We start from the raw sequence: 14,729 nt of genomic DNA on the forward strand, positions 1-14,729 counted from the left end.
CTGTGGTGCAATACCGGGTGGCATCTGCCCCACCTGCGAAGCGAGGCGCGCATGACACTCACCCGTCGGGAACTGCTGCGGTATACGGCGATCGGATCAGGAGCTGTGGTTGCCTCCGCGCTCGCCGCGCCGGGGATCGCCCAGGGGCGCGAGGTGCTCGGCACCATCGTCGACTACTCCGCCGGTGTACCGTCCCCGTCCTCGATCCGTTCCGCTGGGCACATCGGCGCGATCCGCTACGTCTCCGACCGCCGACCGGGTGCCGAATGGATGTTGGGCAAGCCGCTCACCGAAAGCGAGGCCGACGCGCTCATCGGCAGTGGCCTCGAAGTGGTGTCGAACTACCAGTTCGGAAAGGGCGAGACCTCCGACTGGCTCGGTGGCTACCAGGCCGGGTTGAAACACGCGCGACGCGGACTCGAACTGCATCGCGCGGCGGGGGGACCCGACGATCGGCCGATCTATGCCTCGATCGACGACAATCCGACCTTCGTGCAGTTCACCACCCAGATCGTCCCGTATCTGCTTGCATGGCAAGAAGTGGTCGGACCTTCCAATACCGGAGTATATGCGAATTCGCCGACCATCGAGTGGGCGTCTGCCGTCGGGCTCGGGGCCTTCTACTGGCAGCACAATTGGGGAACGCCCAAAGGCTTCGTCCACGGATCCGCACACCTGCACCAGGTCTCCGGGGGTGAGATCGACGGCATCGGTATCGACGTCAACAACGTTCTGGCCGCGGACTACGGGCAGTGGTCACTCTCGAAACTCTGAGGTCGGTCGGCTCGATCTCAGTTGTTGCCGAGGCGCCGCGGGGCCGGACTCGGTCTTGGGATCAGTGCGGTGATCGCCAACGAGACGACCGCTGCGACGACCGCGATCAGGAACGTGATCCGGAAACCGTCGAGGGACGGGACCACCGCATCGCCGATCCGGGTGGTCATGGCGGCAAGCACGACTCCGATGACCGCTGCCGCCGACGACGTACCGATCGAGCGCATGAGTGTATTGAGGCTGTTGGCAGCGGCAGATTCGTGCAGAGGCACGGCCGCCATGATCAGAGCGGGCATCGCAGCGTACGACAGGCCCACCCCGGCTCCGATGATCATCGCCGCGACCAGCAGGTGCCAGATCTCCGTGTAGAGCACGTACGCCACCAGATACCCGATCCCCACGGTTGCCGCGCCGCACGCGAGGGTTGCGCGCGGACCGAACTGGCGTGTGATCCGTGCGGACACGGGAGACAGGGCCATCATCACGAAGCCGCTCGGAGCGAGCACGAGTCCGGCGCCCACCATCGACAGACCGAACCCGTACCCGGTCTCGGTAGGGGCCATGAGCAGCTGAGGGAACGCGAGGACGTTGGAATACATCGCGAATCCCAAGGCGATCGACGCGAGGTTCGTCATGAGCACCGGACGTCGCGCGGAAATCCGGAGATCGACGAGGGGACGAGGCCGACGCAGCTCGTACACACCCCACCCGAGGAACACCACGGCCGCGCCGACGAGCATTCCGATCGTCGACGGACTCGTCCAGCCCCACGCGTTGCCCTTACTGACCGGGAGAAGAAGGAGCACCAGCGCGATCGACAGCAGGATCGCACCGACGAAATCGAACCGGCCCGGATTGCGCTGGGGCGACTCGGGGACGAAATACAGCACTGCAGCGATGCCGATGACGCCGATGATTCCGGAGACCACGAACAGCATGTGCCAGTTGGTCAATTGCGCGACGAACGCCGCGAACGGCAGACCTATCGCGCCACCGACGCCGAGAGTGGCGCTGAGCGTCGCCATCGCGCCCGGGATCTTCCTGGGTGGAAGCTCGTCGCGCAGAATCGCGATGCCGAGTGGAATCGCGCCGACGGCGGCGCCCTGGAGGGTACGGCCGACCACGAGGGGTACCAGGGTGGTCGACAGAGCACACACGGCGGAGCCGAGGACCATCATGCCGAGGCTGACGATCAACATCCGGCGTTTGCCGAACATGTCGCCGAGTCGGCCTGAGATCGGGGTGATCACGGCCCCGGCGAGAAGTGTCGCGGTGACGGCCCAAGAGGTGTTCTCAGGCGTTGCGTCGACGAGTACCGGCAATTGCGGCAGGAGCGGAACGATGAGCGTCTGCATGAGCGCCACGCCGATGCCACACAGTGCCAGAACCGGAACGATTGCGCGCGGTACGGGCCGCTCCCGTGTGGGGATCGGGCTGTCGACGGCCATGGGGTCCTCGTCCGAGCCACGCTCGAACGCGGCCTCAACTTCGATGTGTGCGAAAACAACTATGTCGCAACTTGTCTAACATGCCGACAGTTCGGAAGCCCAGCGGACCCACCGCACATGTGTCAGGACTGGCAGTGACGGGCGGGATCGGTTTCGTCGGCCGTGACCACGAGGCGTGGATGCTCCTCCGGCGCCGAATGCACCCCGCGCCACGCCATCAGCGACCAGCGCGACAGCGCCGACATGCACGAGCCCACACTTCCGAACGACAACGACGACAGTGCCGAGGCTGCGGATCCGGCGGATCCGACCGACAGGAACGAGCCGACGCTGCCGATCGACAGGATCGAATAGGCGGACCCGATGGAGAGGATCGACCCCTCAGAAGCGATCGACAGGATCGAGCGGCGCGAGCGCAACGACCGGATCGACCGGTGCCGCTGTGGTCGGGGCTGGGGCATACGGGCCATGCCTCGGTCTACCACGTGCGGCGGCCGGTGAGAAGGGAACGAGAAACTCGGCTGCATACGCGACGAGGCCACCGGAACGATTCCGGTGGCCTCGTGCTGAAGATGCCTGTCAGGGAACTGCGACGAGCCCCAGCGTCGGCAGGAAGGTGCACGAGCGCGCGTCCGCGCCCTCCTCCTGCGTGGTGATGCCCCCTGAGATCACGGCGACGACCTGGCCGGGCCCGGTGTCGGCGATCGCGGTCAGCGTGGTGGGGCCGTCCGGGTTGACATTGGCCTCGTTGGTCAACGGCTGCATCCCGGTGCGACCGTTGGAGATGTTGATCCAGGTCAGGGTGAGCGGCTCGGCCTGCTCAGCGGCCGCCGGTGCGGTGCCGAGTGCAGTGAACACGAAACCGGCCTGGCCGGCGCCCGGTCCCGGAGGCGGCAACAATGCCGGGCCCGCGACTGCGAGTGCGGTGCCGACCGAGTCGGCGCCGTCGCCGATGCAGTCCTGGCCGAGCGTCGGGTACAGGAACTGGGAGATCACGACTTCACCCGGAGCCGGGAGGTCGGGGCCGCCGCCTCCGCTGCCATCGAGGAAGGTGATGACCCTCTCGAGGGTGCCCTTCACCGAATCCGGAAGCTCGGAGTTCGCGAGCAGTTCCTTGGCCTGAGCGAGGATGTCGTTCTTGCCGTCGTCCGCGATGTCGGAGGGACCGGCAGCAGCCCCCACAATGGCGGGGGCAAGAGACGCGAGGGCCTCCGTCTCCGCGAGGTCGACCTCGGACCGGGGGAGGAACTGCGTCAGCGACTCGATGGACAGGTCGGCCGGCACAGCGAACTCGGGGAGCGTGACGAGCTCGGCCAGATCCGGTAGCGCGGGCGGTGCAGGTTGCGCGACTGCGTGCGTCGGCACGGCAAGCCCCGCGGTGGCGGCGAGTGCGCACACCGTGAGCGCCCTCCGCATTCCTCGAGTACGAAGCACTGTTCCCCATCCTTGTCGTTGAAGTATCCGGTGTCCTGGACGGGCAACCAGATACTGACGGCTCGAGGAGACACTCTATGTAGCCCCCCCGTCCGGTACAAGCGGCAGCGCCCGTTTGTCGAGGGCGTGGGCTGATACCTGCGGGGAGTGTAGCCACAGGGTGTTCCGTATGGCGGTTCCCGGTTGACGGTAACTCCCAACGGATGTGAAAGGTGTGACCAGAGATGAAATTGTTACGTGAGGGGTCGTCGCTTTTCGATCTGTTGCGTCGCACCGGTAACCTCTGACGCCGGGTCGGAGCACCCGGACGACGACGACGGGAGGCGCACCGCAGTGCCAGAACGTGCTCGGTCATATCGTCTGTGGTGCGTGTTGCTTCTGCTGTTGTCGGTGGTGGCCAGGCTCGCGTGGGGTCTGCTGACTCCCAACGGTATGAACCTCGTCGACCTGCATGTCTACGTCGACGGTTCCGCTGCGCTCCTGAGCGGCGAGCTCTACGACTTCACCTATTCGCGCGACACGCCGGACTTCCCGCTGCCGTTCACCTATCCGCCGTTCGCGGCTCTCGTGTTTCTGCCGCTGCACCATCTACCCTTCGGGCTGCTCGGCGTCCTGTGGTTGCTCCTGACGATCGCAGCCCTGTTCTGGGTCATCAGGATCGCACTCGAACTGCTCGTCGGTCCGGCGGCACGCGGAAGTCACTGGACGTCGGTGGCGATGGTCTGGACGGCCGTCGCGGTGTGGAGCGAACCGGTACGCACGACCCTCGACTACGGGCAGATCAACGTCTTCCTCGTGCTCGCCGTGATGGTGGCGGTGCGCAGCAGCCGGTGGTGGCTGTCCGGCGGGATCGTCGGCGTCGTGGCCGGCATCAAGCTCACCCCGGCGATCACGGGCGTGTACTTCCTGGCCAGGCGACGCTGGCGCGCGGCGTTCTTCTCGGCCGTCGCCTTCGGTGCCACCGTGGTAGTCAGCAGTGTGCTGCTCGGCGAGCAAGCGCGCACCTACTTCACCTCGCTGTTCGGTGACGCCGATCGGATCGGCCCGGTGGGATCGGTCTGGAACCAGTCGCTGCGGGGTGCACTCAGCCGGCTTGTCGGCCGTGACGTGGACACCGGCGCGGTGTGGATCGTTGCTGTTGCTGCGTGCGCGGTCCTCGCGTTCGCGGCTTGGCGGTCACTCGGCCCCGACGACCGGCTCGGCACACTCGTCATCGTTCAGCTGTTCGGGCTGTTGGTGTCGCCGATCTCGTGGGTGCACCACTGGGTGTGGGTCGTACCGATGTTGTTGTGGCTCGTCTACGGGCCGCTCGCCGGTCGTCTCGGCACCTGGATCGTGGCGGCCTGCTGGACCGTGGTGACGCTGGTGGGCGTGCCGTGGGTACTGAGCACCTTCCAGGCTTCGATGTGGGACATCGACCGCCCAGCACCGCTCGCATGGCTCGGAGCGGTGAACGTCGTCGGCGTTCTCGTCGTCTACCTATGGATGATCATCGCGCCGCGAGTGGGCACCGGCGAGTCCGCTACGGCCCCGCCAGCGAATCGATCTTGTGGGCCAGATCCGGATCGGCTGCGGTGATCCCGCCTGCGGAGTGAGTGCTGAGCGAGTAGGTCACCTTGCGCCACCGGATGTCGATATCGGGGTGGTGCTGTGCTTCCTCCGCGATCTCGGCCACCCTGCCGACCAGGGCGATCGCGTCGGGGAACGTCGGTGATTCGATGGTGCGCACCAGGGCGTCGCCGGCCCGGTGCCAATGCGGAAGGTCGGACAGTGCGGCGTCGATCTCGCCGTCGGTGAGCAACTGGGCCATGACTCATTGTGTCGCCTCACCGGAGGCACCCGCAACGGCCGAGAGACACCGGGTCAGGCGGCGCGGACCTTCTCCAAGTGCTTGCGCAGCTGTTTCTCGCTCATCCCGTCGTCCTGGACCTTCTTCATGCGCATGATCACGACGGGACATTTCACACAGCGCGTCTTCTTGCGGCAGCACTTCTTCTTCGGCTTGAGGCGTGCAACAGTGCTCGCCTTGAACTTCTTCTTGCCCATCGTCGTCCTGCTCCCGTCCGTGCGCGTGGAAGTCAGGTTAGCGTTCCCTCACTTGAACACCAAGGGTCACTTTCTGGCCGTCTGCCGTCCCGAAGCTGAGCGCTTCTACGTGTCGAACGTCACTTCGGGGTACGCTGAGCTGGGCCGATAGGTTCGCGATGCCGCGTGCTCACCCGTGCGGGCTGTAGGGTATTCGTGGCCGCAGTGCCCGCACGGACCTTCGGAGAATCGATCTCGAAGTCCACGCCGGGTGTCTCGCATTCGCGTCGCGGCCCAGAACGAAATTGCGCCGTACGGGCGAGGTGCCAACCGGGTCCAGTGCCGTGTGGCCGGACTACAGCCAGGAGAGCCATCGCGTGAGCACCGCTGATTTTCGAAACGTCGCCATCGTGGCGCACGTCGACCATGGAAAGACCACCCTCGTCGACGCCATGCTGCGCCAGTCGGGTGCGTTCGCCGAGCGCGCTGAACTCGTTGACCGAGTCATGGACTCCGGCGACCTCGAACGCGAGAAGGGCATCACCATTCTCGCCAAGAACACCGCGGTGCACCGCCACCATCCCGATGGCAGCGTGACCGTCATCAACGTCATCGATACCCCCGGCCACGCCGACTTCGGTGGCGAGGTCGAGCGGGGCCTGTCGATGGTCGACGGTGTCGTGCTCCTCGTCGACTCGTCCGAGGGCCCACTGCCGCAGACGCGCTTCGTCCTGCGCAAGGCACTCGCTGCGTCGCTTCCGGTGATTCTGGTCGTGAACAAGACCGACCGCCCCGACGCCCGCATCGCCGAGGTCGTCGAAGAAAGCCAGACGCTGCTGCTCGACCTCGCGTCCGACCTCGACGACGAAGCTGCCGAAGCCGCAGAGCTCGCTCTCGGACTTCCGGTCCTCTACGCGTCCGGTCGTGAGGGCAAGGCAAGCAGGAAGCAACCCGAGAACGGGCAGGTTCCCGACGCGGAGAATCTCGACGACCTGTTCGACGTGCTGATGGAGTACGTTCCCGCACCCAAGGGTGACGTTGCGGCGCCGCTGCAGGCGCACGTCACCAACCTCGACGCCTCCGCGTTCCTGGGCCGCCTCGCGCTGGTCCGTATCCACAACGGCGAGCTCCGCAAGGGGCAGACCGTGAGCTGGATGCGTGTCGTCGACGGCGAGCCGGTCGTCACCAAGGCCAAGATCACCGAACTGCTCGCCACCGTCGGTGTGGAGCGGCATCCCGCAGAAACCGCCATTGCCGGCGACATCGTGGCTGTCGCCGGGTTCCCCGACATCATGATCGGCGACACACTCGCAGACCTCGAGAATCCGGTGGCGCTGCCCCAGATCACCGTCGATCAGCCGGCCATCTCGGTCACCATCGGCACGAATACGTCGCCGCTGGTCGGCCGTGTCAAGGGACACAAACTGACCGCACGCATGGTCAAGTCCCGCCTCGACTCGGAACTCGTCGGCAACGTGTCGCTCAAGGTGCTCGATATCGGACGCCCCGATGCCTGGGAGGTCCAGGGCCGAGGTGAGCTGGCACTGGCGATCCTGGTGGAGCAGATGCGCCGCGAAGGCTTCGAGCTGACCGTCGGTAAACCGCAGGTGGTCACCAAGCAGGTCGACGGCAAGCTGCACGAGCCGTACGAGGAGCTGACGGTCGACACCCCCGAGGAGTACCTCGGATCCATCACTCAGCTGCTTGCCAACCGCAAGGGCAAGATGGTGCAGATGACCAACCAGGGTACGGGTTGGGTGCGAATGGAATTCCTCGTCCCGTCCCGCGGCCTGATCGGGTTCCGTACCGACTTCCTCACCGAGACGCGCGGCACCGGCATCGCAAACGCCGTCTTCCACGGGTACGCGCCCTGGGCAGGCGAGATCCGGGCACGCCACACCGGGTCGCTGGTGTCCGACCGAGCGGGTTCCGTGACGCCGTTCGCAATGATCCAGCTGGCCGATCGCGGCACGTTCTTCGTCGAGCCCGGAGCGGACACCTACGAGGGCATGGTCGTGGGCATCAACCCGCGGCAGGAAGATCTCGACATCAACGTCACCCGCGAGAAGAAGCTGACCAACATGCGTCAGTCCTCCGCCGACGTGATGGAGACCCTTGCCAAGCCGATCGACCTCACCCTCGAAGCGGCCATGGAGTTCTGTGCCGGCGACGAGTGCGTGGAGGTCACACCGGAGATCGTGCGGGTGCGCAAGGTGCATCTGTCGGCCACCGATCGTGCCCGTGCGCGTTCGCGTGAGAAGGCCCGTAATCAGTAGTAGGGAATAGTGTGAAGCGGCCCCGGTAGCCCAGGCTCCCGGGGCCGTGACATAGGTCGACGAGAGGAAACCCCGAGTGTTGCGTCCGCGCATCCGGCATCGGCGGTGGATCGGTCCGGTGGCCGTGGCGACAGTGGTACTGGCGTCGACGGCATGTACCGCAGATCCACCTCCGCCGATCGAACAGACGGAGCCGACAGCAGCACCCGCGCCCGCCCAGAAGCGCAACACCGTGGTCGTCGCGATCGACGGCGTCGAGACCGGTTTCAACCCGCACCTGCTGGCAGATCAGTCGCCGGTCGGTGATGCAATCGCACAACTGGTCCTGCCCAGTGCATTCCGCCCCGCACCGAGCGCGGAGGACCCCGCGCTCACCGAATGGGTGCTCGACGACTCGGTGCTGGTGTCCGCGGAGGTCGTCTCGCAGGCGCCGTTCACCATCGAATACGAGGTTCGGACCGACGCCCAGTGGTCGGACAGTGCACCCATCGCGGCGGAGGACTTCCATTATCTCTGGCAGCAGATGACCTCGCAGCCGGGAGTCGTCGACGCCGCTGGATACCGGCTGATCGAGGACGTCCAGTCCTCGGGCGGCGGCAAGACGGTCACCGTGACGTTGCGTGAGCCGTACCCCGCGTGGAGAGAGCTCTTCGCCGACATGCTGCCCGCGCACCTCGTCAAGGACACCCCGGGTGGTTTCGACACCGGCCTGTCGGAAACGATCCCCGTGTCGGGAGGCCCGTTCAAGGTGGAGTCCGTCGACCGCGGACGCGGCGAGGTGCTGCTCGAGCGCAACGACCGGTTCTGGGGCGAGCCGGCACTGCCCGACGAGATCCTCATGCGCCGCGGTGGAAGCGACGCCCAGCTCACCGAATCCATGCGTAGCGGCGACACCCAGATCGCACAGGTCTCCGGAGGGTCGGCGTTGCTCGCGCAGCTCGGTGCGGTATCGGACTTGCGAACCCACGTGCAGCTCGAGGCCCGGACGCTCGAATTGACGCTCAACACACGTACTCCCGCCCTTGCAGACCCGCGGGTGCGTCGCGGTGTGCTCGGTCTGCTCGACCCTGAGATGCTCGCCCTGGTCGCGGCGGGTTCCGAGTCGGAGGTCGTCCCCGACCGGGCTCAGGTTCTCGCGCCGTCCGATCCCGGGTACGCGCCGACGATGCCGCCGCGGCCCAGTCGCGAGGATGCGCTCGCGCTGCTCGCGGACTCCGGGTACCTGCCTGCTGCACCGGATCCCGGGCCGACCCCCGAATCGTCGTCTCCTGGTTCGTCGCCCCCCGACGACACGACGACACCGGCGACCACCACCACGGAAGAGTCGTCCTCGGATGAGGATTCGCAGGAGCGGACACCCGCGGGGCGCGCAGAACCGATCACGGACGGCACCCTCGTCCGCGACGGAGTACCGCTCGTGCTCGTGCTCGGTGTCGCGGAGGGGTCCGAGACCGCGCACACCGTGGCACGGACGGTGGCGGATGTCTTGTCCGGCGCGGGAATCGCGGCCACGGTGAGCGAACTACCGCCCGACGAACTCTACGGAGACGCCCTCGTCGACGGCGATGTGCACGCGATCGTCGGCTGGAAGCAGGCGGGTTCCGACCCTGCGACCGCGGCGCTGTCCCGATTCGGGTGCCCGCCCGCGCTACCGGACTCGTCCGTATCCGAGACTCCCGACACGACAGGCGCCGCGGAGACGCAAGCGTCGCCCACGTCGACGAGCGGAGCCACCACCACGGAGGACGTCCCCGACTCGGGTGCTGGGAACGACGGTTCCGGCGACCAGGAAACGGGGGATGAGACGGAGGAGGCCGCCGTCGCCCAACTCGAAGCACCCAGCAACCTCTCCGGTGCCTGTGATCCCGAAGTGCAGACCCAGCTCGTCGATGCTGTGCACGGGGTGGGCGACGTCCCGGCAACGCTCGCCGCGGTGGAGCCGAGGCTGTGGGATCTCGCAGTGAACCTCCCGATCATCCAGGGCCGGTCCGTTGCCGCTGCCGGCCCCGGTGTGGACGGAGTGGCTCTGGCCGGCCCGGTGTCCGCAGGTATCGTCGGTGACGCTCGATTCTGGTGGAGGAACACACAGTGACCGCTGACGAACCGCGCAGACTGCTGCTCGTCCACGCACATCCGGACGACGAAACCCTCACCACGGGTGGCACTGTCGCCCGGTATGTTGCCGAGGGAGTCGAGGTCACCGTGGTGACCTGCACTCTCGGCGAGGAAGGCGAAGTGATCGGCGACGAGTGGGCGCAGCTCACCGCCGACCGGGCAGACCAATTGGGTGGCTACCGCGTGCTGGAATTGACCCGGGCATTGAATGCGCTCGGGGTCGACGCGCCGCTCTTCCTGGGTGGGGCGGGCCATTGGCGGGACTCCGGGATGGCCGGCACGCCGTCGGCGGCGAATCCCCGCGCCTGGGTCAACGCCGATCCCGATGAAGCGGTTGCGGAACTCGTTGCCGTCATCCGGCACACACGTCCGCACGTCGTGGTCACGTACGACCCGGTCGGTGGGTACGGGCACCCGGACCACATCGCGGTGCACGAACGCGTGACTGCCGCGGTCGAGATCTCCGGAACGGATGACTACCCTGCTGCCGGTGCGCCGTGGACTCCGGCAAAGGTGTACTGGACGGTGACCGAGAAGGCTGCGCTCGAAGCGGGTATCGCCGAGATCGGCGACCTCCCCGACGGGTGGCGCCTGCCCGATCCGGGTGAGCTCCCGAGCGTGCCCGACGATCAGGTGACAGCCGTCGTCGACGTCCGCGGAGTGCTCGGCGCTAAACGCGCTGCGATGGCTGCCCACGCAACACAGGTGACCGTGGCGCCGGGCCGAGAGCAGTTCACGCTGTCGAACCTGGTCGCCCAACCGGTCCTCAGCGAAGAACACTTCCGCCTGGTTCGAGGAGAACCGGGCGAAACGGACGATTCCGGGCGGGAGCGTGACCTCTTCTCCGGCATCGGATAACGTGACCGCCGTCACTGATGAAGGGGAGGGTGGCGATGTACAACTGGTCCGTTCAGAATCAGATCATCGCGTTCGTCGACTCGTTGCGTCCGCACGCCGATGAGATCCGCGCCGGTTATTTCGATGCGCTCTACGGGTTCGTCGACATGCAATCGCACCTGCTGACGATGCTCGGTTACCCGCCGGTGCCGTGACCTCCCCGCCGACCCTGCGTGGCACTGGTCGGTAGACCCGGATGGCCCGGCCGAGGCGCCGTCGCGCACTATGGAACGATGACCGTCGACCCTGCAACCGCACTGCCGGACGTACCAGCACTGCCGCCGGAGCCCCGTAGAGGCGTGGTCGCGTTGCTCGTCTTCGACGGGTTCCTGTGCGCGATCCTGTCGGTGATGTTCCTCGGTCTCTACATCGGTTCGGTCCCGTTCCCGATCACGATCCTGCTTGCCGCGGTGCTCGATCTGCTGCTGGTGATGGCCGTGTACAGCGAGACCGGGTCGTTTCGCACCGCGATGCTGCCGCTCGCGGCGTGGTTGCTCGGATTCGCTGCCTGCCTGGCCGTCGGGCCGGGCGGCGATCAGCTCGTGATGGCCGACTGGCGGGTCCTGATGCTGCCCGTCGCCGCGCTCCTGCCCGCCGGCGGCTATCTGTTCTCGGCGCGGATCAAGGCGATCATGCAGGGAGCCCGGCCGCCTGCGCAGCAGTCCTGAGCACAGCCGTGGTCATCTCCCGGGTGAGACGACCGGTGAAGGTGTTCTGCTGACTCACGTGATAGCACCCGAACAGGTGCAGCGGGGCCTTCTCCCCGGTCGCCGAGGGAAGGGTGACGCTCGCACCGTGCCCGAACTTCGGTCGTGGCGACGGCACGACCCATCCCGCGGCGGTGAGCACCGGGAGCAGTGCCTGCCACCCGAATCCACCGAGCACCACGACAGCCCTCAGCGTCGGGGAGAGCAACGCCAGTTCCTGTTCGAGCCAGCCTCGGCACGTGTCCCGCTCGGTCACGGTCGGCTTGTTGGCGGGAGGAGCGCAATGCACCGGTGAGGTGATCCGAGTACCGAACAGTTCGAGCCCGTCACCGATACGGGTCGCGGTGGGTTGCGACGCGAGACCGGCCTCGTACATCGCTGCGTACAGGAAATCGCCTGAGCGGTCGCCGGTGAACATCCGTCCCGTCCGGTTGGCGCCGTGCGCGGCAGGCGCCAACCCCACGATCAGCAGCGCCGCATCCGTGGGGCCGAAACCGGGCACCGGCCGACCCCAGTACTCCTCGTCGCGGAATGCGGCCCGCTTTTCCCGCGCGACCCGTTCACGCCACTCGACCAGCCGTGGGCACGCGCGGCACTCGACGAGGAGTGAATCCATACCGGCGAGTGTGTCGGCGCCGGGCCTGTGCCAGGGATCGATCACGAGACCGGGCCTCCGCGTGCCCAGATGTCGCCGGCGCCGGGAGTCACGGATTCGATCAACGACCAGGCGTCGCCCTCGGGGACGTCCACGACCGCGTAGTGGCCCGCTCCCGCGGGAGTCGCAGCGATCACCGTCGCCACGCCGGCACGCCGCTGGAAGAACGTCTGGCGCACGGTCCACCCGATGATCCCGTCCGCCTCGAGACTGATCCGGTGGCGGTCGAGCGAACCCGCACGTGTGACGAGATACCCGGCGGGTGAGGCATGCCCGAGACCCTTGTATCGATCCCACCCGAGCGCTGCGGCGGCCACGACGAGCACAGCCGCGCCCACCACGATCGCGGGCAGCGGCAGCGGCAGCGGCCGGTCGACGAGTGCCGCGACCGCGATGCCCACCGCGATCAGGCCCACCACCGGAGTGACGGCCCGGGTGAAGCGACGACGACGTGCCGCAGAGCCGTGGGGGACCAGCGGCGCCGTCAGGGGCGAGTCGGTGGTGAGTACCTCGCCGGCGACCCGAAGTACCTCGCCGTCGGGCGCCGACGGCAACACGAGCGACGACTCGCCGCGTTCGGCCGACACCCCCGTCATGATCGCGTCGAGGCGCGCCGCTCCCACGAGCCTCAACGCGAGCGGTTCGTGGACGTCGACGCCGCGAAGCCGCGCGCGATCGAGCGTCGTGTGCCGCACCCGCAGCAGGCCTCGCCCGACCCGCAGCATCCGCCCGTCATCGGTGACCATCAGGTTCCCGTACAGCAGCAGGTACCGGATGCACGCGGCGATACTCGCCACGACGAGGATCACGACGATCGCCACACCGACGACGACCGCGATACCGGCAGCCGCGAGCGCATCGACACCGCGCTCGACGGTGTCCGATTCGGTGAGTCGTTCGCCGATGCCGTACTGGAACGCCAAGCCGACCACGGCGGCGACGCCGATCAGCCCGGTGGCCGAGAACGGTGCGTACCGCACCCATCCGGGCCGGAAACGGGCAAGTTCGCGTTCGCTCGGAGCCGCGTCCACAGGATAGGACTCGGGAGTGCTCGCTGGCGTGACGGGATTCTGTCCGCCCTCGAGGAGTGCGGCACGCAGAGCAGGGACGTCTTCGATCGCGATGCCATTGAGCTCGAACCTGTTGTGGTCGGAGTTGCTTCCTCCGGATTGTCCGGTGCCGATCTTCACGACCGCGAGACCGAGCAGCCTGTGCAGTAGCCGCCGATCGACATCGACCGACCGGATGCGGCTGCGAGGGATCGACAGCTCGCGGCGCTGAACCAGGCCGCGGCGCAGCTCGACGTGCACGGGTCCGACCCGATAGCTCGTGGTGAACCAGCGGGCGAGTCCGACGAGAACCAGCAGCGCCGCGACACCGAGCCCCCAGTACGGGTTGCCGCTGCTGCTGCCCAGCAGCACCGAACCGATCAGAACGGGAAACAGCTTCAGGATCTCTTCGACCGGATGGATCAGCAGCATCCGACGGTCGAGACGCTGCCAGTCGGCGGCGCCGTCGATTCCGGGCGTATCGGGTCCGGCTGTATCGGGTCCGGAGCTCACGTCGCGTCGGCTCCGTTGCGGCCCGCGATCGCGGTGAGCCTCGCGACGGTCTCGTCGGCCACTGCTGCATCGAGCGCGGTGATCTCCACAGCACCGGCGGACGACGCCGTGGTGACGGTGACGGTCGCGAGCCCGAGCAGACGATCGATCGGACCACGCTCGGTGTCCACGGTCTGAATCCGTGAGATCGGCGCGATCCGGCGCTCCTGCGTGAACCAACCCGAGCGGGTGTGCACGGCGGTGTCGCTGATCTCCCATCGGTGCACCCGATACCGCCACAGCGGGACCACCCCGACGTGCAGACCGGCGACGACGACGGTCGCGACGGCTGCCGCTATATGCCACCCGATCCGGCCGGAGTCGAGTACACCCCACACGACCTGCGCAATGACGATCGGTACCCACATCAACGCGGCGTTGATCGCCCACAACGCACGCGCCTTCGGGCTCGGCCGCCACGCGGGTTCGGCCATCACCGTCCCGGTGCTGCTGTCCACATTCACACTCCCGACTCGGTTCCGGGTTCCAGGCTAGGCTGGCGAAGGCCCCCCATACGGGTGGCCCCGGGTATCCCCACACCGCCGGGCGTTTCAGCCACGACGAGGAGGATCGACATGAGTGAAGCCGACATGACCGACACTTCCGATGCAGTCGAGTTCCCGAGCCTGTCGACGGAGGATTCCGAAGGGGATCGCGTCGAACAGTCGACGCCTGCCTACGACGATCCTCGCGACACGTTCCCCTCCGACCTGCCGCTCGAGGTCGACCCCGCCGATGCCGCCGAGCAGAATCGCGAGGTATCCGTGGACGACGACTATCCCCACGAGTGACCGGCG

16 protein-coding genes are annotated in these 14,729 nt (G+C 67.1%); 8 read left to right on the plus strand and 8 right to left on the minus strand.

The annotated features are described in order from the left end of the window. Positions 1-51 precede the first annotated feature (51 nt). Positions 52-774 (plus strand): DUF1906 domain-containing protein, encoded by a 723-nt coding sequence (locus Q7514_RS26635; RefSeq protein WP_330136286.1) that lies wholly within the window; start codon positions 52-54, stop codon positions 772-774. A 17-nt stretch (positions 775-791) separates the two neighbouring features. On the opposite strand, the gene Q7514_RS26640 is transcribed toward Q7514_RS26635, so the two are convergent. From Q7514_RS26640 to Q7514_RS26650, 3 genes are all read right to left on the minus strand, one after another. Continuing rightward, a complete protein-coding gene (locus tag Q7514_RS26640) occupies positions 792-2,222 on the minus strand; it encodes an MFS transporter (RefSeq protein ID WP_330136287.1) in 1,431 nt (476 codons plus the stop codon). Between the two features lie 122 nt (positions 2,223-2,344). Continuing rightward, positions 2,345-2,683, minus strand: a complete 339-nt coding sequence (locus Q7514_RS26645) for a hypothetical protein (protein WP_330136388.1) — start codon at positions 2,681-2,683, stop codon at positions 2,345-2,347. Between the two features lie 118 nt (positions 2,684-2,801). Continuing rightward, positions 2,802-3,638: an Rv1157c family protein gene (locus Q7514_RS26650; RefSeq protein ID WP_330136389.1), complete on the minus strand. Its 837-nt coding sequence runs from the start codon at positions 3,636-3,638 to the stop codon at positions 2,802-2,804. A gap of 351 nt (positions 3,639-3,989) precedes the next feature. On the opposite strand from Q7514_RS26650, the gene Q7514_RS26655 reads away from it, so the two are divergent. Next, positions 3,990-5,234 carry a mannosyltransferase gene (locus Q7514_RS26655; protein ID WP_330136288.1) on the plus strand — a complete coding sequence of 415 codons (1,245 nt, stop codon included), beginning with the start codon at positions 3,990-3,992 and terminating at the stop codon, positions 5,232-5,234. Here the strand turns inward: Q7514_RS26655 and Q7514_RS26660 are convergent. Next, on the minus strand, positions 5,179-5,466 hold the full coding sequence (locus Q7514_RS26660) for a 4a-hydroxytetrahydrobiopterin dehydratase (protein ID WP_330136289.1): 288 nt from the start codon (positions 5,464-5,466) through the stop codon (positions 5,179-5,181). The two genes, Q7514_RS26655 and Q7514_RS26660, sit on opposite strands and share 56 nt — an antisense overlap. A 53-nt stretch (positions 5,467-5,519) precedes the next feature. Further along, the gene (locus Q7514_RS26665) at positions 5,520-5,702 is read right to left on the minus strand and encodes a hypothetical protein (protein ID WP_330136290.1); all 183 of its coding nucleotides are present in this window, start codon (positions 5,700-5,702) and stop codon (positions 5,520-5,522) included. A gap of 356 nt (positions 5,703-6,058) precedes the next feature. On the opposite strand from Q7514_RS26665, the gene typA reads away from it, so the two are divergent. From typA to Q7514_RS26690, 5 genes are all read left to right on the plus strand, one after another. After that, the gene (gene typA / locus Q7514_RS26670; RefSeq protein WP_330136291.1) at positions 6,059-7,957 is read left to right on the plus strand and encodes a translational GTPase TypA; all 1,899 of its coding nucleotides are present in this window, start codon (positions 6,059-6,061) and stop codon (positions 7,955-7,957) included. A gap of 76 nt (positions 7,958-8,033) precedes the next feature. Next, entirely contained in the window at positions 8,034-10,049 is a 2,016-nt protein-coding gene (locus tag Q7514_RS26675; protein ID WP_330136292.1) for an ABC transporter family substrate-binding protein, read from the plus strand. Then, positions 10,046-10,930 (plus strand): N-acetyl-1-D-myo-inositol-2-amino-2-deoxy-alpha-D-glucopyranoside deacetylase, encoded by an 885-nt coding sequence (mshB, locus tag Q7514_RS26680; protein WP_330136293.1) that lies wholly within the window; start codon positions 10,046-10,048, stop codon positions 10,928-10,930. The genes Q7514_RS26675 and mshB overlap by 4 nt, the downstream gene beginning before the upstream one ends. Before the next feature lie 35 nt (positions 10,931-10,965). After that, a complete protein-coding gene (locus Q7514_RS26685) occupies positions 10,966-11,124 on the plus strand; it encodes a hypothetical protein (RefSeq protein ID WP_330136294.1) in 159 nt (52 codons plus the stop codon). A 78-nt stretch (positions 11,125-11,202) separates the two neighbouring features. After that, entirely contained in the window at positions 11,203-11,637 is a 435-nt protein-coding gene (locus Q7514_RS26690; protein WP_330136295.1) for a hypothetical protein, read from the plus strand. Here the strand turns inward: Q7514_RS26690 and Q7514_RS26695 are convergent. From Q7514_RS26695 to Q7514_RS26705, 3 genes are read right to left on the minus strand one after another with little or no spacing between them, the layout of a single operon-like run. Next, a complete protein-coding gene (locus Q7514_RS26695; RefSeq protein WP_330136296.1) occupies positions 11,600-12,292 on the minus strand; it encodes a uracil-DNA glycosylase in 693 nt (230 codons plus the stop codon). The genes Q7514_RS26690 and Q7514_RS26695 overlap by 38 nt on opposite strands. A 41-nt stretch (positions 12,293-12,333) precedes the next feature. After that, a complete protein-coding gene (locus tag Q7514_RS26700) occupies positions 12,334-13,893 on the minus strand; it encodes a PH domain-containing protein (protein WP_408016191.1) in 1,560 nt (519 codons plus the stop codon). Beyond that, positions 13,890-14,366: a PH domain-containing protein gene (locus tag Q7514_RS26705; RefSeq protein WP_330136391.1), complete on the minus strand. Its 477-nt coding sequence runs from the start codon at positions 14,364-14,366 to the stop codon at positions 13,890-13,892. Before Q7514_RS26705 ends, Q7514_RS26700 begins: the two co-directional genes overlap by 4 nt. A 141-nt stretch (positions 14,367-14,507) precedes the next feature. On the opposite strand from Q7514_RS26705, the gene Q7514_RS26710 reads away from it, so the two are divergent. After that, the gene (locus Q7514_RS26710; protein WP_330136297.1) at positions 14,508-14,723 is read left to right on the plus strand and encodes a hypothetical protein; all 216 of its coding nucleotides are present in this window, start codon (positions 14,508-14,510) and stop codon (positions 14,721-14,723) included. The last annotated feature ends 6 nt before the right edge of the window (positions 14,724-14,729 follow it).

Origin of the sequence: Rhodococcus artemisiae (assembly GCF_036327795.1) — a bacterium.
Taxonomy (GTDB): domain Bacteria; phylum Actinomycetota; class Actinomycetes; order Mycobacteriales; family Mycobacteriaceae; genus Rhodococcus; species Rhodococcus artemisiae.

Excerpts from the sequence above, each read along its gene's own strand:
- Q7514_RS26635 (WP_330136286.1), top strand. The coding sequence starts at position 52 with ATGACACTCACCCGTCGGGAACTGCTGCGGTATACGGCGATCGGATCA.
- Q7514_RS26640 (WP_330136287.1), bottom strand. The coding sequence starts at position 2,222 with ATGGCCGTCGACAGCCCGATCCCCACACGGGAGCGGCCCGTACCGCGC.
- Q7514_RS26645 (WP_330136388.1), bottom strand. The coding sequence starts at position 2,683 with ATGCCCCAGCCCCGACCACAGCGGCACCGGTCGATCCGGTCGTTGCGC.
- Q7514_RS26650 (WP_330136389.1), bottom strand. The coding sequence starts at position 3,638 with ATGCGGAGGGCGCTCACGGTGTGCGCACTCGCCGCCACCGCGGGGCTT.
- Q7514_RS26660 (WP_330136289.1), bottom strand. The coding sequence starts at position 5,466 with ATGGCCCAGTTGCTCACCGACGGCGAGATCGACGCCGCACTGTCCGAC.
- Q7514_RS26665 (WP_330136290.1), bottom strand. The coding sequence starts at position 5,702 with ATGGGCAAGAAGAAGTTCAAGGCGAGCACTGTTGCACGCCTCAAGCCG.
- Q7514_RS26685 (WP_330136294.1), top strand. The coding sequence starts at position 10,966 with ATGTACAACTGGTCCGTTCAGAATCAGATCATCGCGTTCGTCGACTCG.
- Q7514_RS26690 (WP_330136295.1), top strand. The coding sequence starts at position 11,203 with ATGACCGTCGACCCTGCAACCGCACTGCCGGACGTACCAGCACTGCCG.
- Q7514_RS26695 (WP_330136296.1), bottom strand. The coding sequence starts at position 12,292 with ATGGATTCACTCCTCGTCGAGTGCCGCGCGTGCCCACGGCTGGTCGAG.
- Q7514_RS26705 (WP_330136391.1), bottom strand. The coding sequence starts at position 14,366 with ATGGCCGAACCCGCGTGGCGGCCGAGCCCGAAGGCGCGTGCGTTGTGG.
- Q7514_RS26710 (WP_330136297.1), top strand. The coding sequence starts at position 14,508 with ATGAGTGAAGCCGACATGACCGACACTTCCGATGCAGTCGAGTTCCCG.